Genomic DNA, 20,776 nt, shown 5'->3' with positions numbered 1-20,776 from the left:
ATTTCAAGAAGACTAGCGAACCGAGCGGCGAGACGCATGTCAAATCAAGGCGGACAGGGTGATCTCTGAAGCGTGGCTGCCAGGCGATGTGATATGGAACGAAAGGACACATCCGAACCACGCCCGCGTGAGGGTGCAACGACCGAGTTGCCGCACGACCGGATAACGGTCGCGCGGTTTCGGGAGGCGTTCCCGCGCGCCAGGTGGAGCGACCGCCTCAATGCCTGGTTCGTACCGGGCCGTACCGCCGAGAAGCGGATCGGCCGATGGCTGGCCGAGATGGAGGCTGAAGAAGGTAGATTCGCCGACGAGAAGGGTCGGGACGTCTTTGCCTTCGAGCCGATCGAAAGCCGCTACCTTGAGGCGGCACCGGCAACCCTCCAGATCCGGACGCCCTATTCACGGACCGTGGTCAACGAAATCCGCGAAATTCCCCACGCGCGTTGGGACGCCGATCGCCGCCTCTGGACGGTGCCCTACCGCTCATTTGAAGAACTCCGGCAACGCTGGCCGGCAATCGAGGCGGCCGCCGAGCGCAATGAGCCGGAAACAAGGCGGGCGCGGCGCGAGGCGATCGAGGGGACCGAGCAGGACGAAGCACGCAGAGCCAGGACAAGGGAGCGGCGGCGGAAGCGCTACCCGGCTCCCAGCAATGACGCCCCGCCCTTGGATCGCGCGATGGGCACGCATGTCGGCGTCGTGTTCTTTATCGGCACTGACGGAGAACTAGCGGACCCCACCACGGTCAGCGCATTCTACTTTCCCGCAGTGGATGGCGAGGAGTATGTCTGGGCGTCGTGGCGGCCGGGCTCGCTGGACGAACTAGTGGCAACTTGGCCGTCGCGGACGCCACCGGAACAGCACGAACTGAATCGCGGCTGGTGGATGCCGACGCTCGAGGAGTTACGAGACGCGCGCCGCAACGCCAGATCCAGACGGCGGGTCAAAAAGCGCCAGCATAAGGACAACTGATCCGCTGAAAGACCAGCGGAGAGCGCTTGAGGCGTTCCAAAGCCTGCCGCCGATCGAGCCGCGCGAACTCGTCGGCGTATGAAAAGGGCGTAGCATTCCGGCCGGCCATTCGTTCGACGGTGTGATGGAAAATTTCGGCTGGTTCGGCAAGCGCTTCAACTCGGACATGCGCGCGGACGCCTTGCTGTTTCGCTCAGGCGAGCGCCGCCTGATCGCCATCGATACAAGGTGGATACCACTTGGCCTGACGCTGCGTTTCCATCAAGTCGGCAGGACGCGGGTCGCGGGAAACCTGTTTTCATATCTTGAGCGCCGTCTTCGGGCACTTCAAGTGTCCGTTGTTAGACCAGGCGATACCTTGTAGGTTGGAACGACACCCGGGAGATTGGAAACATGGCGCTCAAGCGGATGGACAACGTCGGAATCGTCGTCGAAGATCTCGAAGGGACGATTGAGTTCTTTCGCGAGCTCGGCCTCGAGCTCGAAGGGCAGGCCACGATCGAAGGAGAATGGGCGGGACGTGTTACTGGGCTGGGCGATCAGCATGTCGAAATTGCCATGATGCGCACCCCTGATGGACACAGCCGGCTAGAGCTCTCCCGCTTCCTCAGGCCATCTGTCGTCGCGGATCACCGGAACGCCCCGGTCAACGCTCTCGGCTACCTCCGCGTCATGTTCACCGTCGACGACATCAACGAGACGCTGGACAGGCTTCGCAGCCGCGGCGCGCAGCTCGTAGGCGAAGTCGTCGACTATGAAGACGTCTATCGGCTCTGCTACATCCGTGGGCCCGAAGGGCTTCTCATCGGACTCGCCCAAGAACTCGGCTGAGCAACATGTCAGAAGTATGGTGCAGCGCTTTGCCAAGGCGGCGCCGACATTGCCGCCGGCGCCGGTAACGTCTTGGACAATCACCTGCTGGCCGAGATCCTCTTTGCTTGAGTTCACAACGACTCACTCTGGCACATTTCGATGCCGTGCGGGGGCCGTCCCAACAGAAGCGAGCACTCGGCGAGGGATCGAACTTACAAGGTATTGACGCAAAGCCCGTTACAGAAGATCGCTTACTCGCTGGGGCTTGAGCGGCGAAAGATTGCAAGCAGTCCTTTATTCATCGGCCTGAGGTGCCTGGGCGCCTAGCCCTTATACTCTCGATGTGCGGCAGCGGTGGGCACTGGCGAAACAGAGCATGGTTGTGGCAGGCACACGGCCACTCTGGCGTCTTTGACTACGCCCTGAAGTCATGTCTCGGGTTTGAATTGGATCTGCTTTTTCACACCAATCTTCCCTCAGAAGTGCTCAAGAGCCTGCCCTACTGGCACGGTAAGGAAGTATATTTTTGCATATGCTCTCCATGCGTGGGCTTGATCAAAGATAAATCAAATCCCCGGCGCGCACCGTCGCGTCTACCGGGTCTGAACACCCACGGATGCGCGGTTCGTGCGGGGGGCGCCAACGCTGGTTCCTGTTACTTCCGGAACTGCCGCAGAGGCTCAGACCGGGTACCAGTAACAAATGGATGGCTCGTGCGGGCTGAACGACGATGGCACGCGGGCTGGACGAGCCTTTGCCACCACATCTGGAACAACAAGGCGGTGGCTCCGTCGCAACAGCCGCATTGGTGAGTGTCCACCGACAGGCCGACACTCAGACCAAGAGGGAAGCACCATGTCTAAGACCTCCTTCAACACCAATCCGTCGCCCTTTTTGACCACGGCACTAGGCACAGCCTTCTCGAGCTGCGTGGCACAGGTGGCCCAGGCAATCCACCGTCGCCGACAAAGCGGTCGTGCACGCGGGTGCGCTCTGCAGGAAATGCCGGATTACATCCTCAAGGACATCGGCGTGACGCGTTTCGAAATTGAATACCTCGTCAAATCTGGACGGGCCTGCAAACGCCGCAAAAGCGAGTGAAGCGGCCGAATGCCACCGTCTTTCACATCGAAACTATTGAGAATGACCATGAACACACACTTCTCTCCAGCGCTCTGTCCCACAGCGATCCTCTTCGTCGCCGCTCCGGCCCTTGCCGATGACGCGAAGTACCGCCTGGCGAAGAACACTGAACTGAACCGCCAGCTTCCGAGGGACGGGTATCGACGCTGGCGGCATAGTCCAGCAGCCCAGCACGATGAGCACAATGCCTCGCACGAAACCATTGAAGCAGGATCAATCCGGGCCCGCGCCGCCACGTCGCCGGTCAGTTCCAGCGCCTTTTGGAGTTGGACGGCCCACGCTCACGTTCGAGGGTCGATTTCCAGGATGCATCATCCACCCCGAGACCCGTCACCTGGAGTGGATGAGGACGCCGCGTGCGGTTTGCCTGGGTTCCGAAATCGCGATCTACTGTCGCAGGATCGCCTCGGCCGCCTTTTCCGCAATCATGATGACCGGAGAATTGGTGTTGCCCGAGACGATGGTCGGCATGATCGACGCATCGACGACGCGCAAGCCAGAAATCCCGTGGACTTTCAGCGAAGAATCCACCACCGCCATTGGGTCGCTGCCCATCTTGCAGGTGCCGACCGGGTGGAAGATCGTCGTCGCGATGTCGCCGGCGCGTCGGATGAGCTCATCCTCGCTTTGGAACTCCGCGCCGGGCAGCATTTCCGCCGGCTTGAATCTTGCGATGGCCTTCGTCGCCATGAGATTGCGAGCGTGGCGGATCGCCCGTGCCGCAAGCAGCCGGTCGCCGGCAGTGGACAGATAGTTCGGCCGGATGTCCGGCGCGGCGGATGATTCCGTTGTCGTGACATGCACGCTCCCCCGGCTCTCCGGCCTCAGATTGCAGACCGAGACCGTGACGGCCGGGTATCTGTGGAGCGGCTCTCCCAATCGGTCGGTGCTCAGCGGCTGGACATGGTATTCGAGGTCGGGGGTTGCGACGGAGGGGCTGCTTTTCGCGAATATGCCGAGTTGGCTCGGTGCCATGGACAGCGGACCGGAACGCCTCAGCATGTATTCGAAGCCCATTCCCATGCGGGAAAAAATGCTGTGATAGAGCTGGTTCAGCGTCTTCGCGCCTTCGATCCGGAATACGGTGCGGATCTGAAGATGATCCTGCAGGTTCTCGCCAACCCCGGGGAGGTCGTGGACGACCTGCGCGCCGGCTGCCGAGACGACGTCCGGTCGGCCCACCCCGGATAGTTCGAGGATTTTCGGCGAGTTGATCGCGCCCGCAGAGAGGATGACCTCGCGCGTGGCGCGCGCCACCTGGATGCGGCCGCCCGACCGGAAGCGCACGCCCTTCGTCCGGCGGCCGTCGAAGATCAGACGCTCGGTCTCGGCGCCCGTCAGCACCCGAAGGTTCGGCCGCTTCATGGCGGGGCGCAGGAACGCCTTGGTCGTGTTCCAGCGCAGGCCGCCGCGCTGGTTCACCTCGAAATAGCCGGATCCCTCGTTGTCGCCGGTGTTGAAATCCTCAATCTTCGGAATGCCGAGCTCTTCGGCGGCATCGCGAAAGGCATCAAGGATCGGCCAGGACAGACGCTGCCGTTCGACCCGCCATTCCCCGCCGGCGCCATGCAACGGCGACTTGCCGCGGAAGTTGTCCTCCGACTTCAGGAAATAGGGCAGAACATCGTCCCAGCCCCAGCCGGTATTGCCGGCCTGGCGCCAGCCGTCGTAGTCGGCCGCCTGCCCACGCATATAGATCATGCCGTTGATGGAAGAGCAGCCACCGAGCAGCTTGCCGCGAGGATAGGGGAGGCTGCGGCCGTTGAGACCGGGTTCCGCGGCAGTCCTCATCATCCAGTCGGTGCGCGGATTGCCCATGCAGTAGAGATAGCCGATCGGAACATGCACCCAGTGATAACGGTCGCTGCCGCCGGCTTCGAGCAGCAGGACCCGGTTTTTCGGGTCGGCGGAAAGCCGGTTGGCAAGAACGCAGCCCGCGGAGCCGGCGCCGATGACGATGAAATCGTAACTGCCCGCATCGGCGATCTTCTCGTTGATATCCGCGTTCACGCCGCAACTCCCGCCGTGATGGCCTGCATTGCCGAAAGCCGTCGCCAGATCGGCGTCATGGCGTCCGCGATGTCCCTGTAAAGCGCGTATCGCCGGGCATAATGGGCCTCCAGCGCCCTGTTCGGACGATAGTGCCGCTCGGTTCTCACCATCGCGGCCGCACCCTCGGCGAAGTCGGAGAAAATGCCGACGCCGGTGCCGGCGGCGATTGCCGCCCCCAGGGCGCCCGTCTCACGCGAGCGGGCCACGGAGACCGGGACGCCGAGGACGTCGGCGAATATCTGCGGCCATATGAGACTGCGCGATCCGCCGCCGGAAAGGATCGCCTCGTCGAAGGCCGCGCCTGCTTTGCGCATCGTCTCTATGTGCTGGCGGTGACCGAAAGCCACGCCTTCGAGTACCGCGCGGACGAGGTGGCCTTTTGTGTGCCAGCCGGCGATCCCGTAGAAGCCGGCGCGCGCGCTGCCGTCCTGCTGGGCGCCGTAGAGATAGGGGTGGTAGATGGGGTCGTCGGAGGCCGGATCGCTTGAGGAGGCGAGCTCGCAGCAGAGGTCGAAGGGCGAACGCCCATCGGAGCGCACCTCGGAAAAGAACTCCCGCACCAGCCATTCGAGGTTTGCGGCGGAGGTCGCGCTGGACTCGATCGCCAAGTAGCGGTCGCGGTCGAAGGTGGAGGACATGAACACCGGTCCCTGGAGCTCCGGGCTTTCGATGATCACCTGATTGATGCTCCAGGTCCCGGCGATAATTGAAGCTGCCCCGGTGCGGGTGACCCCCGAGCCGATCGCCGAGGCGACCACGTCGAAGAGCCCGCCGACCACCGGCGTTCCGGCGGCAAGTCCCGTCTCGGCCGCGGCCGCTTCGGTGATGCGACCGGCGACGTCGGCGCTTTCCACCAATGGCGGCAGGAGGTCAATCGTTTCTGAGAGCCCGTAAGCTGCCATGAGTTCCCGGTCGTAGTGCCGGCCGGCGACGTTGAGCAATCCGCAGCCGGTCATGTCCGAGACGTCGCTGACGCGCGTGCCCGTCAGCCGGTTGACGATGAAATCCTTGCAGAGAAAGACCGTGCCGATGCTGGCGAAGACCTCCGGCCGATGTCGTTTCAGCCAGGCGAGAAGAGTGGGGGTCTGCGAAGGCCAGGGCCGTTGCTGGCCGATCGGATAAGTCCGGTCGCCGACACCCTGCGACCTCCACTCTTCGACAAGCGCCGCCGCCCGGGTGTCGAGCGACTGTATGCCGAGAAGCGGACGCCCCTCATGGTCGAGCGCGTAGAGCCCGTTGCCATGGCCGGCGCAGCCGATGGCGGCGATTTCGCCGGCGTCGATCCCGGCCTCATCGACACATGTGCGGATGACCCGGCGGGCATTCTCCCATAGCTCGTCCAGGCTGCGTTCGACATGGCCGGGGAACGGCATCCGGCTGTGCCCTTCCGCCGCGGCCGAAGCGATTTCCTTGCCCTGCCGGTCGAAGACCACCGCCTTGATGACGGTGTTGCCGGCGTCGAGGCCCAAAAGATAGTCTCCCATGCTGAACCCCTCCCAAGGTCCGATATCAGATCAACCTTGACGATACAGCGCGAAGGCCTCTTCGCCGCTCGCATTGTCGTGAACGATCGCCATCAGTCCGCGCACCACGGCATTCGGATTGGAGTGCTGATAGACATTGCGCCCGTAGACCATGCCCATGGCGCCCTGCTTCATCAAGGCCGCCGACTTGTCGAAGACGGCTCTCAGATCCTCCTTGCCGCCGCCCCGAACGAGAACCGGGCAACGCGCCGCTTCCACCACCCGGTGGAATTCGTCCGCATCGGTGGTCGGGTCCGCCTTGACGATATCGGCGCCCATCTCCCGGGCAAGCCGTGTCAGCGTAACGATCTTGTCGGCATCGCCGTCCACCATGTAGCCGCCATGCTCGGTAACCGGCTGCATGACGAGCGGCTCTATCATCAGTGGCATGCCGTATTTGTCGCAATCGGCCCGGACGCGGGCGATGTTCTGCACGCATTGGCGGAAAAGATCCGGTTCGTCCGGCAGCATGAACAGGTTGACGACGACACAGGCCGCATCCATCGCCAGCGCCCCGATCAGCGGCTCGGCTTCGTTTTGCAGCACCGCCCACATGTCGCGGTGGCGGACGCGGTTATAGGGATTGCCCATGTCGATGCGCATGACGAGCGCCGGCTTGTCCTTTCCGGGCAGATCCTGCAGCAGATCGGCCTGGCCGTAGTTCATCTGGATCGCGTCGGGCGCCGCCGCGGTGAGTGTCTTCACCACGGACTCCATGTTCTCGAGTCCGCTCAGGAAGGATGGCTCGTTGCAGACGCCGTGATCGATCGCCACGTCGAGGCAGCGTCCGCCGTTGAACAGGCGGTTCATCCGCACCTGGCTGTTGATTCTCATGCTCTTCTCCTTCGTCGTAGGTTGCGCGGCAGCCTGAGTCGGGGCCACCGCAAAAGATTGCGGTATCAACCCGCCGCGACGGCCTTCGCCAATGGGGGCGGCATTCGGGCTGCAAGGGCTTTCTCGTCGACCCCGTGCCGGTCTCGCAGGAGCGCCAGGCACCGGTTCCGCTCACTCAGGCGGCGCGCCTCGGACCACGCCTTCTCCTCCGTCAGCAGTTCGAGCGCAGCGTCGAGAATGGCGAGCGAGAGCGTGCCCGAAATCGCGAGCGTCGTGCGGCGCAAGAGCAGATCGTCCAGATGCTCGACCGCCTCGTTGCGGATCAGGAACAGAAGTTCCCGCATCGTATGAGCGGCGCCCGGGATCACGGCATCGCTTCCCTGGCCTATGAAAGCCGCCAGCGCCTCCGCCTCTGTTCCGTAGCGGGAGAACAATTCGGCGACGTGCGGCGGTGGCAGGCCGCAGCGAGCGGCCAAGGCGGCAATCCAGCTTTCGCGATCGGCCGGAAATCCCCGCCCTCCGCCGATGGCGCGGTCAGCCGTCGAGACGCGGCGTGAAAGGCCGAGGCGTTCCAGCGCCGTATCGGCTGCAAGTTCGCCGAAGGAGCGAAAGGTCGTCCACTTGCCGCCGATCATGCACAGTACCGGCGTGCCGGCGCTCTCGATCGTGGTGCAGAAATGGTCGCGCGGGATGCGGCCGGTGAAACTGTCGCTGCTGGCGGGCAGCGGTCGCACGCCGGAGAACTGGAAGACGATTTCCTCCTGCCCGATCTCGATACCAGGCAAGACGAAGCCCAGCGACTGCAGGATGTAATCGCGCTCCTCTTCCTCGCACTTGACCGTCCCGGGATCGTCGACCCGGATGTCGGTCGAACCGACCAGCACCTTGCCGAAATAGGGAAAGAGGATGCAGATGCGGCCGTCCTCGTTCTCGTAATAGATCATGTGATCGCCGAGTGCGTCGCGCAGATCCATATTGTCGATGATGAGATGCGATCCCTTCGTGCCGCCCATCAGCGGGGTGGAGGGGTGATCCGGCGGCAAGAGCGCGCCATTGGTGATGTCGATCCAACCGCCGGTCGCGTTGACGATCAGACTGGGCTCGATTTCGACGCCGACCCCATCGATGCCGTCGGCGATGATGTATTTGCCGGCCTCGTTTCGGCGAAGCTCGGCATAGTTCAGCGCCGCCGCCTCGCTCGAGGCGGACAGTCCGTCCCGCAACAGCTCCATGCCGATCCGCTCGGGGTGGCTCACCCAGGCATCGTAATAGGTGGCGGAACTGCGTATCTTCGGGTTCAGCGCCGGCCATTTCGCCAGCGTCGCACGACGGCCGCGGAACCGGTGACGCGGCATCAGTGCCCGCTTGCGCGTCAGCAGGTCGTAGATCGAAAGTCCGGCCTTGATCGCAATGGCCCCGCGGCGGCTCGGCCGGCGGCTCAAACCGAGAAAGCGAACGATGCCATTGGCAAGCCCGGAGAAAATGTCGAAGACGGGAACCGTCGTCGCAAGAGGCGCCACGAGGTGCGGCGCGTTCCTGAGCAGCCGGTCGCGCTCCACGAGCGACTCCTTCACCAGCGTGAACTCGCCGTTTTCGAGGTAGCGCAGGCCGCCATGCACCATGCGCGACAGCGCAGCACTCGCGCCCGAGCAGTAATCGTGCTTCTCGACGAGCAGGACGCGCACCCCCTGCAGCGCGAGCTCGCGAAAGACGCTGAGCCCGTTGATGCCGCCGCCGAGGACGCAGACGTCCACCTTCGGGCTCCGGCGGAGCCCGTCCAAAATCTCTGTCCTTGTCATGGGGCGGTCCGTTACCTGTCCATATTCGCCAGCTCAGCCGCTATTGCCGCCTCGACCGTCGAGAGGTCCTCCGCGCTGAGCCGGATCGTGCCGGCTCTTGCATTGTCGAGCGCCTGGGCGGGATTGCGCGCGCCGCAAAGCGCGAAGGTGATGCCGGGTTGCGCCAGGGTCCAGGCGATGACGATCTGGGCGATCGATGCCTCGTGCTCTTGCGCGATCGGCCTTATCGCTTCGGCGAAGCGCGTGACCTTCTCCCGGTTTGCGACGGAGAAACGCGGATTGTCCCTGCGCTGGTCGTCACCGGAAAAGACGCGTTCCGGCCCGATCGAGCCGGAGAGAAGGCCCAGAGCGAGAGACGAATAGCTGAGCGTTGCCACTCCGTTTGCCGTCGTGACCGGCAGGAGTTGCGCTTCGATCTCCCGGTCGAGCATGCTAAACCGTTCCTGGATCGCATCGAGACCGCCGATCTTCACATAGATTTCGAGTTCTTCCAGGTTGACATTGCTGGCGCCGATCGCCCGGATCTTGCCGGCGGCGCGCAGGTCCTCGAGCGCCCGCATGGTTTCCTCGATCGGCGTCGTCGGGTCTTGCCAATGGGTGATGTAGAGGTCGATATAGTCCGTGCCGAGCCGGCTGAGGCTTTGTTCCACCTCGTGGCAGATCGATTCCCGACCGAGATGGCGATGGACGGGCCTGCCGTCCTGGTCGAAGAAGTGATTGCCCTGCTGTGTGTGCCAGACGAGGCCGCACTTCGTTGCGATCACCGCCTTGTCGCGGCGCCCGGAAAGCGCCTTGCCGACGATCTCTTCCGCCCGCCCGAGCCCATAGGCGGGTGCCGTGTCGATCAGCGTCACGCCTGCATCCAGGGAGGCATGGATGGCGGCGACCGATTCCCGTTCGTCCGTGCCGCCCCACATCCAGCCGCCGATTGCCCAGGTGCCGAGGCCGACCGCCGAGGCTGCGACCCCGGAGCGGCCGATCTCCCGCATGATTTGTTGTCCATTCATGAACGCTCTCCGCCTTCCTTGGCCAGTTCGAGAATGCGCGCTCCCGTCGCCTGATCCGTGACGAGCGTGTCCAGATGATTGCCGCGCATGACGCTTAAGATCGGCCCCGCTTTGCTGGGCCCGCTTGCGACACCGATCTTCGTTGGGATCGAAGCGAATTCGGAGAGCGTCAGCGAAACCAGACGCCGATTGAGCCCGTAGCCGCAGACGCGCCCGCAATCGTCGAGCAGATGCGCCAGCAGTTCGCAGGAGGCGCCGGATTGCTCGATCGCTTCGCGATCGGTGCTGGAGGAGGGGTGCAGGTCGTAATAGCTGGAGTCGTCCGAAAGGATAGAGCCGATGCCGACCACGGCAATCTTCGCGTCGCGCGCCCGCTTGAAGACGTCGGCGACCGAGCGCATGCCGAGCAGCATTTTCCCTTCCGCTTCGCTGTCGGCGAAGAGCGGCGCGTGTATCTGGAAGGAATGCCCGCCGAGCCGGTCTGCCATCAGGGTGGCGACGTGGTTGACGTCGGTATAGTGCTTGCCTTGAACGCAGCCGGTCGCGGGAATGACCTCGATATCGAAGCGGCGCGACGGCTGCAAGCCGGCAACCACGGCGCTCACCCCCTTGCCGCCGGTGATGCAGATCGTGTCTCCGTCGGCGATCTGTTCGAGCATGAGCCGTGCCGCGGCTTCGCCGACCGATTGCAGGGCGATCTGGGGATTGTCCGAGACCGTCGGCACGACGACCGCGCGGCGGATGCCTCCGAGCGCCAGCAGTTGTTCTTCGATTTCCACCAATGGCTCGACCGGCGACTTGATCTTGATCTCGACGAGGCCCAGCTGGCGCCCACGCTTGATGAGGCGGTTGACGGTCGCATGCGAGATGCCGAGCTGGTCGGCGATCTGCGCCTGCGTCAGGCCCTCCAGGAAGTGCAGCACCAGGGCTTGATGCATCTGCCTGGCGATGACGATTTCTTCGCGGGGGGCGGATTGTGATTTCGGTTTGGCGTTCGCCATGTCAGAGAGCCTTCCGCTTGTGCAGCAAGTGATCGATCGAAACGGCGGCGAGCAGTATGCAGCCCTTGATCATGTCCTGCCAGTACACCGAAACGTCGAGCAGGATCAGCGAGCTGGTGACGACGGAGAGCAGGGCGATGCCGAGGATGGCACCGAGGATCGTGCCCGAGCCGCCGTTCAGCGAGGCGCCGCCGATCACCGCCGCGGCGATGATGTTGAGCTCCATGCCCACACCGAAGGTCGGCGTCGCCGCGCCGAAGCGTGACATGTAGATCGTCCCCGCCACGCCGGAAAGCGTCGCGCAAAGCACCGTCACCCAGAATTTGACCTCCTTCGTCTTGATGCCGGAGTAGAGCGCGGCCTTCTCGTTGCTGCCGGTGTAGAAGACCTTGCGGAAGGCAGTTGCCCGGCGCAGCAGGAAATCGAAGGCGGCGACGACCGCGATGAAGATCAGGATCACATAGGGAACCCCGAAGAAGGTTCCCTGGCCGACCGCCTTGAATGCCGGCGGCAAGGTGAAGAGCGAAAGCGGCGTGCCCTTGGTGATGACGAGGCAGAGACCGCGAACGATCACCATGGCCGCAAGCGATGTGATGAAGTGGTTGAGCCCGACCACGGTGACGAAGAAGCCCATGATGCAGCCGATGGCGGCACTGGCGGCAATTCCGACGAGCGATGCCGTCCAGGGATCGACGCCGATCAGGAAGAGCGAGCCGGAGAGCACCATCGAGAAGCAGACGACGGAGCCGACCGAAAGATCGATGCCGCCGACGATCAGCAGGATCGTCATGCCGACGACGACGATGCCCTCGACCGAGAAGGACATGAGCATTGCCCGGAAATTGCCAAGCGTCAGGAAATGCGGCGAGGCGAAGCTCATGATCACCGAGAGCGAAAGGATGATCGCAATCAGTCCGGCCTCGCGCATCGTGCCGATCCGCTTCCATGCCGGCCTGCGCGTTTTTCCCGCGACCGCCAATGTATCGACTGCCATAGTCCTGTCTCCCGCTTCTTCAGGCAGCATGCCCGGATGCCTTCAAGGTGGTTTCGCTTGCCGACCCGATGCCGGATGCAAGCCGCATGATCGCCTCCTCGGTCATTTCGTCGCCCGATACCTCGCCTGCGATCCGTCCCTCGCGCACCACCAGGACGCGGTCGCAGAGGCCGATCAGCTCCGGCAGTTCGGACGAGATGACCAGAATGCCGATGCCGGCATGGGCAAGCTCGCGCAGCAGGCGGTGGATTTCCGATTTGGCGCCGACATCGATGCCGCGCGTCGGCTCGTCCATCAGGATCACCTTTGGATCGACGGCCAGCTGCTTGGCGATCGCCACCTTCTGCTGGTTGCCGCCCGATAGCGAGGAGACCGGCATGTCGACGCCGCCCATCCGGACACCAAGCCTGCGGGTCAGGTCCTCGGCGAGCACTCTTTCCTTGCGGGAGTTGAGCAGGCCAAGTGAGGTCAATGCCTTCAGATCGAGTGCGGCAATGTTCTGGGCGATCGAGAGATCGAGGAAAACGCCCGATCCCTTCCGGTCCTCCGAAAGATAGACGACGCCGGCTTTGGCCGCGTCGGAATAGCGCCGCAGACGAAGCACCTGGTCATGCAGCCGGATTTCGCCTTGCGTCACCGGTCGCAGTGCGCAGATGCCCTCGGCAATTTCCGTCCGCCCGGAACCGATCAGGCCACCCACGCCGAGAATTTCGCCGTGGCGGAGCTCGAAGCTGACGTCGCGGAAGCGTGCGTCATCGCCGAGATCGCGGACTGAAAGAATCGGCTCGCCCAGGCGTTCGGAGGGATGCGGCTTGTCCGGATAAAGCTGGCTGATCTCGCGGCCGACCATCAGTCGGACGACATCGTCAGGAGTGACGTCCGCTATCTTTTCCGTGGCGACATAGCGCCCGTCGCGGAAGACGGTCACCCGGTCGCAGAGATCGAACACCTCTGCCATGCGGTGGCTGATATAGATGATCGAGATGCCGCGCGCCTTGAGATCGCGGATGATGCCGAAGAGCACCTGCGCTTCGGTCTCTGTCAGCGCCGCCGTCGGCTCGTCAAAAATAAGCACGCGGCAATCGAGCGTCAGCGCCTTGGCGATCTCGACGAGCTGCTGACTGGAGATCGGCAGGTCGCCGACCTTCTGGCTGACGTCGATCGGGGCCAGACGATTCATCACGGCCTGCGCGTCGCGCTCCAACTGAGCGTAGTTCATCAGAGCCGAGCGTCGGCGGTTCGTCGCCGCCATGAACATGTTTTCGGCGATGGTCGCGTCGGGGCAAAGCGCGATCTCCTGATGCACCAGGCCGATGCCGAGCGACTGTGCGACCGCGGGCGAGGCAATCTTCACGGGTGCGCCTTCGATGAGGACTTCCCCGTCCGACGGGTGCAGCACGCCGGCAATGACGTTCATCAGTGTCGACTTGCCGGCGCCGTTCTCGCCGCAAAGTGCGTGAACTTCGCCTCGTTCGAGCCGAAAGTCTACGCCTGTCAGCGCCTTTACGGGGCCGAAATGTTTGCTGACATTGCGGATCTCCAGCACGGTCTCTGACGTCATCGCGATTTTCCCCTCCCGCCTCGTCGGCCGCCCGGAGCAAGGATCCGGTCGGCCGCCCATGCGATCTTATTCCTCGATGCCCTTGGTACCGCGGCGTTTCAGGTACTTGTCCCAGTAGAAATCGTCGGCGTTATCGGCCGTGACGATCGAGAGCCCGTTGTCGACGACGGGGATGCTCATCGGATTGAAGCCGGATCGCTTGGCATCGTTCATCGGGTCGATCAGCTCCGGGTGCTTGGCGAGCCAGAGCAGCAGGAAGCCCATATAGCCCTGCATGCCCTGATTGGGGTTGATCGAGCCGAAGACCTCGCCCGCCTTGATCATGTCGAGAATATTGGCGTTGACGTCGGCGCACATGACGAGGACTTTGCCGCCCGTTTCCTTGTTCGCCTGCGCCGCGCCGATCGCCGAATTTGCTTCGGGCATGAACACGGCGCTGAGATTGGGGTTGGCCTGGATGAGGCTCGTGAGTCCCTGATAGGCTTTGTTAGGGTCCTGGTTGGAAGCGGCCCGCCCGACGAGCTTCATGTCGGGCCATTTCTCCTCCATGCGGGTGATGAAGGCTGCGATGCGCTTGTCGTGATTGTCCTGGCCGGGATTTTCGAGCACCGCATATTCACCCTTGCCCCCGAGCTTTTCGGCGATCTTGTCGGCGGCGTAGATGCCCTCGCGTGTGTTGTCGGAGGTGATGTAGGAAACGCGCTTCGACAGGGGAGAATCCGCGGCGAAGGTCACGACCGCCGTGCCCTGGTCGGTCGCCCGGTTGATAGGCTCGATAAACGGATCCGAATTCATCGGGTGAACCAGAATGCCGGCCGGGTTCTGCGCCAAGGCTTGGTCGAAGCTGGCGATCTGCTTGTTGACGTCATATTCCGGCGTTCCGGTGTATTCCGTCTCGCAGCCGAACTGCTGGCCGGCCTGCTTGAACATCTCGTAGACCGGGAACCAGTATTCGACGCCCGACACCATCACGTTCATGACGTATTTTTCGCCCGGCTTGCAGCGGAACGGGTTTTCCGTGGCGGCGGCGGCCGTGCCGGCAAGAAGCGTGGTTGCGAGGACCGCCATCGCGGTCGTGCTGAGAAAATTGCGCAAGAGTCCTCCTCGAGGCCGAAGCCCCTCCCAAAAAGCGCGTCGGCGCGCCAAAGGCGGCCGCTGTGTTCGTGAAGTCCGTTCTTCCTCCTCGAAGTCCGGTAGAGGCAGGAAACGCTAGGAAGGGAAGCATGTCAATATATTTCTATATGTGAAATATATTTCACCAATGCAGGCGCTGCGGCGAAACGCGTAAACCCAGCCCAAGGGTTTGGGCTGGCATGATTTCTGTGACAGGGAGAGGACTAAGGATTGAGAACCGAGGGACCTGCGTCCTTCGTGCCGGAAATCACCCTCGCGACCTGCCGGCGACAGAGCGCATATTGTCGAGGAGGACCGCAATCAGCAGGATGAGACCACGCACCACATACTGGTAGAAGGCCTGGATGTTGAGCAGGTTCATGACATTCTCGGCAATACCCATGATCAGAACGCCGACGACGACCCCGGTCATGGTCGCCCGGCCGCCGGCAAGCGAGACGCCGCCGAGAACGCAGGCGGAAATCACCGAGAGTTCGAGGCCTGTGGCCGCATTCGGCTGACCCGAAGTGATGCGCGAGGCGAGCAGCACCCCTGCTACCGCACATACCAGCCCCTGCAGGGCGAAGATCCAGATGCGCATTCGCGCAACGTCGACGCCGGCCAGCCGCGAGGCCTCCGGGTTGCCGCCGATCGCAAGGGTGTTCTTGCCGAAGACGGTCCGGTTGAGCAGGAAACCGAACACGATGAAAAAGAGGGCCATCACCCAGATCGGCGTGGGTACCGTCAGGAACTTCGACAGAGAGAGCTGGTAGAATGCCGGATCGTTGATCCCGACGGCACGGCCGTCCGATGCAATCAAGGCGAAGCCGCGTACGATCTGCATCGTCGCCAGCGTCGTTATGAGCGCATTGATGCGGAAACGGGCGATCACGATGCCGTTCGCGAGACCAACGATCCCACCGCAGGCAAGAGCCGCCAGAAGGCCGAGCACGATCGAGCCCGTCGCGTTCGACGCCATTACGGCAACCATTCCCGAGAAGCCTACGGTAGAGCCGACCGAAAGATCGAAGTCGCGTGAGGCCAGGCAGAACATCATGGTGCAGGCGACGACGCCGATGGTCACCACCGACTGCAGCAAGCCGAGCATGTTGCGTTCGGTGAGGAAATTCGGAACCGTCAGAGACACCACCACGAAGGCGGCGGCAAAGATCACCAGCAGGCCCTGTTCGCCGAGAAGAATTTTTTTCAAGGAAGTCGTCATGGTCAGCTTACCTGTTCGGGAAGGGTGGCCGTCGTGGCTGAGGCATCCGGAAGTGCTGCTGCGAGTATCCGGTGTTCGTCGAAATCGCTCCGGTCGATTTCGGCCGCGATCCGACCCTCGCACATCACGAGAATGCGGTCCGCAATCCCCATGACCTCGGGCAGTTCGCTCGAAATGACGACGATCGCCATGCCTTGAGCCGCAAGCTCGTAAAGAATCTCGTATATTTCCGATTTCGCGCCGACATCGATGCCGCGGGTCGGCTCGTCGATCAGAAGCACCTTGACGCCTTCTTCCGACAGCCAGCGGCCAAGGATCACCTTCTGCTGGTTTCCGCCGGAAAGGTTGACGATGTCCTGGTGGCGCGAGGGCGTGCGCACCCGCAGCTTCGCGATGAAACGCTCGGCAAGGTCCGCCTCCTTACGCTTGTCGACAACCCCGAAGGGCGAGAAATGACGGCGGGAGGAGATCGCCATGTTCTCCTCGATCGAGCGCCCGTGCACGATGCCATCGGACTTCCTGTCTTCCGGGCACAAAACGACGCCGGCACGGATCGACAGCCGCGGGCTGTTCGCCGGTACGGCGGCGCCATCCATCAGGACCTTGCCCTGCCGCCGGCGATCGGCGCCATAGACCAGACGGGCCATTTCGCTGCGGCCCGCGCCGATCAGGCCGAAGAAGCCGAGAATCTCGCCGGCGCGGACGGCAAAGCTGATCGGTTGGGGCAGGGTGGTGCCGGAAACGCCTTCGACCGAAAGCCTCGCAGCTCCGAGCGTCCGGGCGCGCCAACCCCAGATGTTCGAAATTTCCCGCCCGACCATCTCGGCGATGATCTGCTCGCGGCCGACTTTCGAGATGTCCGGATGATGGGCTGCGAGCCGGCCATCTCTCAGCACGGTCAGGCTGTCGCACAGGCGGAAGATCTCGTCCAGCCGATGGGAGACATAGAGGATGACCGTGCCGTTCGACCGCAATCTTTCGATCAGGGCGAAAAGGATTTCGCTTTCTCGCGAGGAGAGCGAAGAGGTGGGCTCGTCCAAGGCAATCACGCGAGCGTCGGTCATCACCGCTTTGGCTATCTCGACCATCTGCCGCTCGCCGATTGACAGGGATGCAACCTTCGCCTCGGGATCGACGTCGATACCGATTTCCCTAAGCCTGTCGGAGACGACGCGAACCAATTGTCGACGGTCGATGACGCCGGCATTGCCGGGGAAGCGGCCGAGCCAAAGGTTTTCGGCGACCGTCAGCTCCGGTACGAGCTGCAGTTCCTGATGGATGACGATGACGCCCGCGGTGAAGGCATCGCGTACGGAACGATAGTGCTGCGGCTCACCGTCGATGCGGATCTCGCCGGTGTCGGCCGCCTGGTCTCCGGAGAGCACCCGTATCAAGGTGGACTTCCCGGCTCCGTTTTCTCCCATCAGCCCGTGAACCGCGCCCTTGCGTACAGAGAAGGAGACCTCCGACAGCGCCTGAACGCCGGGATAGCCTTTTGAAATCGATTGGAATTCCAGAAAGTCCTGCATTGCAGCGCTCCGGGAAGGACGCCCGGCGCTTGGCGACACCGGGCTCGTTTCAGTCGGAGCAGGGCTCACTCGATGCCGAGTTCCTTGCGGACGGCCTCATAGTTGTCGCGCAGCGCGAGCTGGCCGGCGGTCAGGATCAGCTTTTCCGGTTCCTTGCCGTTGGCGATCCACTCGTACATGTTGAGGGCCGTCTCGTAGCCGTGGCGTTTTGGCGAGATGATGACGGTGCCGTAGAAGCCCGTCGCGGTAGGCTTCTTGAACTCGTTGATCGCGGAGTCCGCGCCGCCGATGCCGATGCCGATCATGCTGTCGGCGGGGATGCCGACCGTCTCGGTTGCACGCACTGCGCCAAGCACGGCTTCGTCGTTGAGACCGACGGCGATCCACTTCTTGATGCCCGCATTTTTGTTGAGAACGACTGTCGCGGCATTGAGAGCGGCTTCGGTGTCGGTCTTTGCCTGCGGCGCGTCGAAGATGTTGGCTTCGGGGAAGCCGTTCGCCTTCAGAACGGAGAGCGCGCCTTCCACCCGGTCCACGGCGGTCGGGAGCTGGTCGTAGGAAACGCGGATAGCGCCGACTTCCTTCATGTCCCAGCCGCGCTTCTTGATCTCCGCGACGATCGCCTCGCCCACGGTCTCGCCGATCTTGGTGGCGGAGATGCCCATATGCGGAACGTCCTCGATCGGGCTGCCGTCGGCGTTGACCAGCCGATCGTCGACCGTCATCAACTTGAGGTCGTTGGCTGCCGCCTTGGCGACGATGCCGGGGCCGAGCTTCACATCCGGCGTGCACACGATGAAGCCCTGCGCGCCTTGGGCGCCGAGATTGTCGATGGCCGACTGGACCTTTTCGCCATCCTGGGCGCCGATCTTGACGAGCGTGAAGCCCTTTTCCCTGGCCGCTTCGTCGGCGAATTTCCATTCGTCCTGGAACCACGGCTCCTCCGGCTGCTTCACGATGAAGCCGATCTTCACGTCGGCGGCGAAGGCGGATGTTGCAGCAAGAATCGCGACGGTGCCGGCCAAAGCGACGGCTTTGATAAAGCGCATGATTTCTCTCCCTGTTCGAACTGCTCCCAGCAGCCGCATTTGTGTATGATGGAAAGATCATACTTGTCAATTGAACATGTATGATGAATGATAATCGCGTGTCTGATAATGCATGCTGCTCGAAGGGTCGTCACTTCGGCTCAATTGCGATAAGCATCGCTTCAAGTCCCAGGCAAATAGCGGCCCGCGCATGGAGATTTCGGTGCAAGGACAACAGGATCAATCGATGGAACCGAGCGGCGCGCCTTCCCGCCGGCCCCGTGTCCAGAAGGATGTGACGCGGGCGATCGCCGCCGAGATCTGCGGCGACGACTATCCGGCAGGCAGTTTCCTGCCGCGGGAGAACGACCTGTGCGAGCGCTACGGCGTCAGCCGCACGGTGATTCGGGAATCGCTGAAGATTCTCGAATCGAAGGGCCTTGTGCGCGGGCGTTCGCGCGTAGGCACCGTCGTCTGCAGCAAGGACGAGTGGAACATTCTCGACCAACAGGTCCTGGAGTGGATCGGCGACCGGATTTTTCAGTTCGATCTTCTGAACTGTATTCTGGAAGCGCGCCGTGCGATCGAGCCGGTTGCGGCGGAGCTGGCTGCTGCGCGCGCGACGGTGCAGGAAATCGCCGCGATCGAGCGCGCCTGGCAGCAGATGAAGGACGCCGAAGGCGACATCGTGAAGTTTACTGCGGCGGACGTCGCCTTCCACGAATCGCTCCTGAAGGCGAGCCACAATCAGGTGTTTCAGCAGCTGGCGAGCATCATTCAGGCGGGCCTCAAATTCTCTCTGCAAGCCTCGAACGAGGCGGCGGACACTTGCGGCGACGCCGTGGAAATCCACAGGCAGTTGGTCGAAGCGCTGCGGATGCGCGACACGGCGGCAGCGCGCAACTGTTCGTACCAGTTGCTGGACCTTGCCGCACGTGATCTTGCCGTCGCCGTCGAGCGGCGTTCGCCGCAAGGCTGACCACCAACATAGACGCCGTTCGGATCGCCATATTCCTATTCAGATTGGACGCATTTCATGAAAATCACGAAGCTGACCACCTATATCGTTCCGCCGCGCTGGCTGTTTCTCAAGATCGAAACCGATGAGGGTGTCGTGGGGTGGGGAGAGCCCGTGGTCGAGGGGCGCGCCCTGACGGTCGAAGCTGCCGTTCACGAGCTTTCGGACTATCTCGTGGGCAAGGACCCCTTCCTGATCGAGGACCATTGGAACGTCCTTTATCGCGGCGGATTCTACCGCGGCGGCGCCATCCATATGAGTGCGCTTGCCGGCATCGATCAGGCGCTTTGGGACATCAAGGGCAAGGCGCTCGGTCAGCCCGTCCACTCTCTGCTCGGCGGCCAGTGCCGTGACAGGATCAAGGTCTATTCCTGGATCGGCGGCGACCGCCCGAGCGATGTCGCGAACAATGCGCGCGAGGTGGTCGCCCGCGGCTTCAAGGCGATCAAGCTCAACGGCTGCGAGGAGATGCAGATCGTCGACACCAACGATAAGATCGACAAGGTGGTAGAGACGATAGGGCTGATCCGCGATGCGATCGGCCCTCATATCGGCATTGGCGTCGATTTCCATGGGCGGGTCCACCGTCCGATGGCGAAGGTACTCGCCAAGGAGCTAGAGCAGTTCAAACTGATGTTCATCGAGGAGCCCGTGCTTTCCGAGAACCGCGAAGCCCTGAGGGAAATCGCCAATCATTGCTCGACGCCGATCGCACTCGGCGAAAGGCTCTATTCGCGCTGGGACTTTAAATCGGTTCTCTCGGACGGCTTCGTCGACATCATTCAGCCGGATCTTTCCCATGCCGGCGGGATCACCGAATGCCGCAAGATCGCTGCCATGGCCGAGGCCTACGACGTGGCTGTGGCGCCGCACTGCCCTCTCGGGCCGATTGCGCTTGCCGCCTGCCTACAGGTCGATGCCGTCAGCTATAACGCCTTCATCCAGGAGCAGAGCCTCGGCATCCACTACAACGAGGCGAACGACATCCTCGACTACATCTCCAACAAGGAGGTCTTCGCTTACGAAGACGGCTTCGTTTCCATTCCGCAGGGGCCCGGTCTCGGCATCGAGGTGGACGAGGCCTATGTGATCGAACGCGCGAAGGAGGGGCATCGCTGGCGCAATCCGATCTGGCGGCATGCGGACGGCAGTGTTGCCGAATGGTGA

General features: G+C 62.8%; 17 protein-coding genes and 1 pseudogene. 6 read left to right on the top strand and 12 right to left on the bottom strand.

Annotated features, from left to right (window positions below):
- Positions 1 to 93 precede the first annotated feature (93 nt).
- The 4 genes and pseudogenes from AC6CIG_RS16810 to AC6CIG_RS16795 all read left to right on the top strand — a co-directional run bounded on the left by AC6CIG_RS16810 (position 94) and on the right by AC6CIG_RS16795 (position 2,886).
- Complete coding sequence (locus AC6CIG_RS16810) at positions 94 to 972, top strand: hypothetical protein (protein WP_498323066.1); 879 nt, start codon at positions 94 to 96, stop codon at positions 970 to 972.
- Positions 959 to 1,297 (top strand): annotated as a pseudogene (locus AC6CIG_RS16805) (GXWXG domain-containing protein); the annotation flags it as partial. The gene AC6CIG_RS16810 and the pseudogene AC6CIG_RS16805, both read left to right, overlap by 14 nt.
- 68 nt (positions 1,298 to 1,365) lie before the next feature.
- Positions 1,366 to 1,803, top strand: coding sequence for a VOC family protein (locus AC6CIG_RS16800; protein ID WP_102762681.1), 438 nt, complete (start codon positions 1,366 to 1,368; stop codon positions 1,801 to 1,803).
- An 837-nt stretch (positions 1,804 to 2,640) separates the two neighbouring features.
- Positions 2,641 to 2,886 (top strand): DUF1127 domain-containing protein, encoded by a 246-nt coding sequence (locus AC6CIG_RS16795; protein ID WP_102762682.1) that lies wholly within the window; start codon positions 2,641 to 2,643, stop codon positions 2,884 to 2,886.
- Positions 2,887 to 3,315: 429 nt separating this feature from the next.
- Here AC6CIG_RS16795 and AC6CIG_RS16790 read toward each other — a convergent pair whose 3' ends face one another.
- The 12 genes from AC6CIG_RS16790 to AC6CIG_RS16735 form a co-directional block, all read right to left on the bottom strand.
- On the bottom strand, positions 3,316 to 4,938 hold the full coding sequence (locus tag AC6CIG_RS16790; protein WP_498323064.1) for a GMC family oxidoreductase: 1,623 nt from the start codon (positions 4,936 to 4,938) through the stop codon (positions 3,316 to 3,318).
- Positions 4,935 to 6,464 (bottom strand): FGGY-family carbohydrate kinase, encoded by a 1,530-nt coding sequence (locus AC6CIG_RS16785; protein WP_498323063.1) that lies wholly within the window; start codon positions 6,462 to 6,464, stop codon positions 4,935 to 4,937. The genes AC6CIG_RS16790 and AC6CIG_RS16785 overlap by 4 nt, the downstream gene beginning before the upstream one ends.
- A gap of 30 nt (positions 6,465 to 6,494) precedes the next feature.
- Positions 6,495 to 7,337 (bottom strand): class I fructose-bisphosphate aldolase, encoded by an 843-nt coding sequence (locus AC6CIG_RS16780; RefSeq protein WP_498323061.1) that lies wholly within the window; start codon positions 7,335 to 7,337, stop codon positions 6,495 to 6,497.
- A 65-nt stretch (positions 7,338 to 7,402) separates the two neighbouring features.
- Positions 7,403 to 9,136, bottom strand: coding sequence for a glycerol-3-phosphate dehydrogenase/oxidase (locus tag AC6CIG_RS16775; RefSeq protein ID WP_498323059.1), 1,734 nt, complete (start codon positions 9,134 to 9,136; stop codon positions 7,403 to 7,405).
- Positions 9,137 to 9,147: 11 nt separating this feature from the next.
- Positions 9,148 to 10,143, bottom strand: coding sequence for an aldo/keto reductase (locus AC6CIG_RS16770; protein ID WP_102762686.1), 996 nt, complete (start codon positions 10,141 to 10,143; stop codon positions 9,148 to 9,150).
- Positions 10,140 to 11,144: a sugar-binding transcriptional regulator gene (locus tag AC6CIG_RS16765; protein WP_127711358.1), complete on the bottom strand. Its 1,005-nt coding sequence runs from the start codon at positions 11,142 to 11,144 to the stop codon at positions 10,140 to 10,142. Before AC6CIG_RS16765 ends, AC6CIG_RS16770 begins: the two co-directional genes overlap by 4 nt.
- A 1-nt stretch (position 11,145) precedes the next feature.
- Positions 11,146 to 12,138, bottom strand: coding sequence for an ABC transporter permease (locus AC6CIG_RS16760; RefSeq protein WP_102762688.1), 993 nt, complete (start codon positions 12,136 to 12,138; stop codon positions 11,146 to 11,148).
- Positions 12,139 to 12,157: 19 nt separating this feature from the next.
- Positions 12,158 to 13,699 (bottom strand): sugar ABC transporter ATP-binding protein, encoded by a 1,542-nt coding sequence (locus AC6CIG_RS16755; RefSeq protein ID WP_498323056.1) that lies wholly within the window; start codon positions 13,697 to 13,699, stop codon positions 12,158 to 12,160.
- Positions 13,700 to 13,765: 66 nt separating this feature from the next.
- Positions 13,766 to 14,794: a substrate-binding domain-containing protein gene (locus tag AC6CIG_RS16750; RefSeq protein ID WP_498323054.1), complete on the bottom strand. Its 1,029-nt coding sequence runs from the start codon at positions 14,792 to 14,794 to the stop codon at positions 13,766 to 13,768.
- Between the two features lie 286 nt (positions 14,795 to 15,080).
- Positions 15,081 to 16,034: an L-arabinose ABC transporter permease AraH gene (gene araH, locus AC6CIG_RS16745; protein ID WP_498323052.1), complete on the bottom strand. Its 954-nt coding sequence runs from the start codon at positions 16,032 to 16,034 to the stop codon at positions 15,081 to 15,083.
- A 2-nt stretch (positions 16,035 to 16,036) separates the two neighbouring features.
- A complete protein-coding gene (gene araG, locus AC6CIG_RS16740; RefSeq protein WP_127711352.1) occupies positions 16,037 to 17,563 on the bottom strand; it encodes an L-arabinose ABC transporter ATP-binding protein AraG in 1,527 nt (508 codons plus the stop codon).
- Between the two features lie 65 nt (positions 17,564 to 17,628).
- Positions 17,629 to 18,612 (bottom strand): arabinose ABC transporter substrate-binding protein, encoded by a 984-nt coding sequence (locus AC6CIG_RS16735; protein WP_102765095.1) that lies wholly within the window; start codon positions 18,610 to 18,612, stop codon positions 17,629 to 17,631.
- 190 nt (positions 18,613 to 18,802) lie between these two features.
- On the opposite strand from AC6CIG_RS16735, the gene AC6CIG_RS16730 reads away from it, so the two are divergent.
- Positions 18,803 to 19,570 (top strand): FadR/GntR family transcriptional regulator, encoded by a 768-nt coding sequence (locus tag AC6CIG_RS16730; protein WP_498323049.1) that lies wholly within the window; start codon positions 18,803 to 18,805, stop codon positions 19,568 to 19,570.
- Positions 19,571 to 19,627: 57 nt separating this feature from the next.
- A complete protein-coding gene (dgoD, locus tag AC6CIG_RS16725; RefSeq protein WP_498323047.1) occupies positions 19,628 to 20,776 on the top strand; it encodes a galactonate dehydratase in 1,149 nt (382 codons plus the stop codon).

This window comes from Sinorhizobium sp. GQ132 (assembly GCF_059758575.1).
Note: the sequence above shows the minus strand (reverse complement) of the source record. Positions and strands in the feature narration are given on the sequence as shown.

Excerpts from the sequence above, each read along its gene's own strand:
- AC6CIG_RS16785 (WP_498323063.1), bottom strand. The coding sequence starts at position 6,464 with ATGGGAGACTATCTTTTGGGCCTCGACGCCGGCAACACCGTCATCAAG.
- AC6CIG_RS16800 (WP_102762681.1), top strand. The coding sequence starts at position 1,366 with ATGGCGCTCAAGCGGATGGACAACGTCGGAATCGTCGTCGAAGATCTC.
- AC6CIG_RS16765 (WP_127711358.1), bottom strand. The coding sequence starts at position 11,144 with ATGGCGAACGCCAAACCGAAATCACAATCCGCCCCCCGCGAAGAAATC.
- AC6CIG_RS16775 (WP_498323059.1), bottom strand. The coding sequence starts at position 9,136 with ATGACAAGGACAGAGATTTTGGACGGGCTCCGCCGGAGCCCGAAGGTG.
- AC6CIG_RS16730 (WP_498323049.1), top strand. The coding sequence starts at position 18,803 with ATGGAGATTTCGGTGCAAGGACAACAGGATCAATCGATGGAACCGAGC.
- AC6CIG_RS16760 (WP_102762688.1), bottom strand. The coding sequence starts at position 12,138 with ATGGCAGTCGATACATTGGCGGTCGCGGGAAAAACGCGCAGGCCGGCA.
- AC6CIG_RS16770 (WP_102762686.1), bottom strand. The coding sequence starts at position 10,143 with ATGAATGGACAACAAATCATGCGGGAGATCGGCCGCTCCGGGGTCGCA.
- AC6CIG_RS16735 (WP_102765095.1), bottom strand. The coding sequence starts at position 18,612 with ATGCGCTTTATCAAAGCCGTCGCTTTGGCCGGCACCGTCGCGATTCTT.
- araH (WP_498323052.1), bottom strand. The coding sequence starts at position 16,034 with ATGACGACTTCCTTGAAAAAAATTCTTCTCGGCGAACAGGGCCTGCTG.
- dgoD (WP_498323047.1), top strand. The coding sequence starts at position 19,628 with ATGAAAATCACGAAGCTGACCACCTATATCGTTCCGCCGCGCTGGCTG.
- AC6CIG_RS16795 (WP_102762682.1), top strand. The coding sequence starts at position 2,641 with ATGTCTAAGACCTCCTTCAACACCAATCCGTCGCCCTTTTTGACCACG.
- AC6CIG_RS16755 (WP_498323056.1), bottom strand. The coding sequence starts at position 13,699 with ATGACGTCAGAGACCGTGCTGGAGATCCGCAATGTCAGCAAACATTTC.
- AC6CIG_RS16780 (WP_498323061.1), bottom strand. The coding sequence starts at position 7,337 with ATGAGAATCAACAGCCAGGTGCGGATGAACCGCCTGTTCAACGGCGGA.
- araG (WP_127711352.1), bottom strand. The coding sequence starts at position 17,563 with ATGCAGGACTTTCTGGAATTCCAATCGATTTCAAAAGGCTATCCCGGC.
- AC6CIG_RS16810 (WP_498323066.1), top strand. The coding sequence starts at position 94 with ATGGAACGAAAGGACACATCCGAACCACGCCCGCGTGAGGGTGCAACG.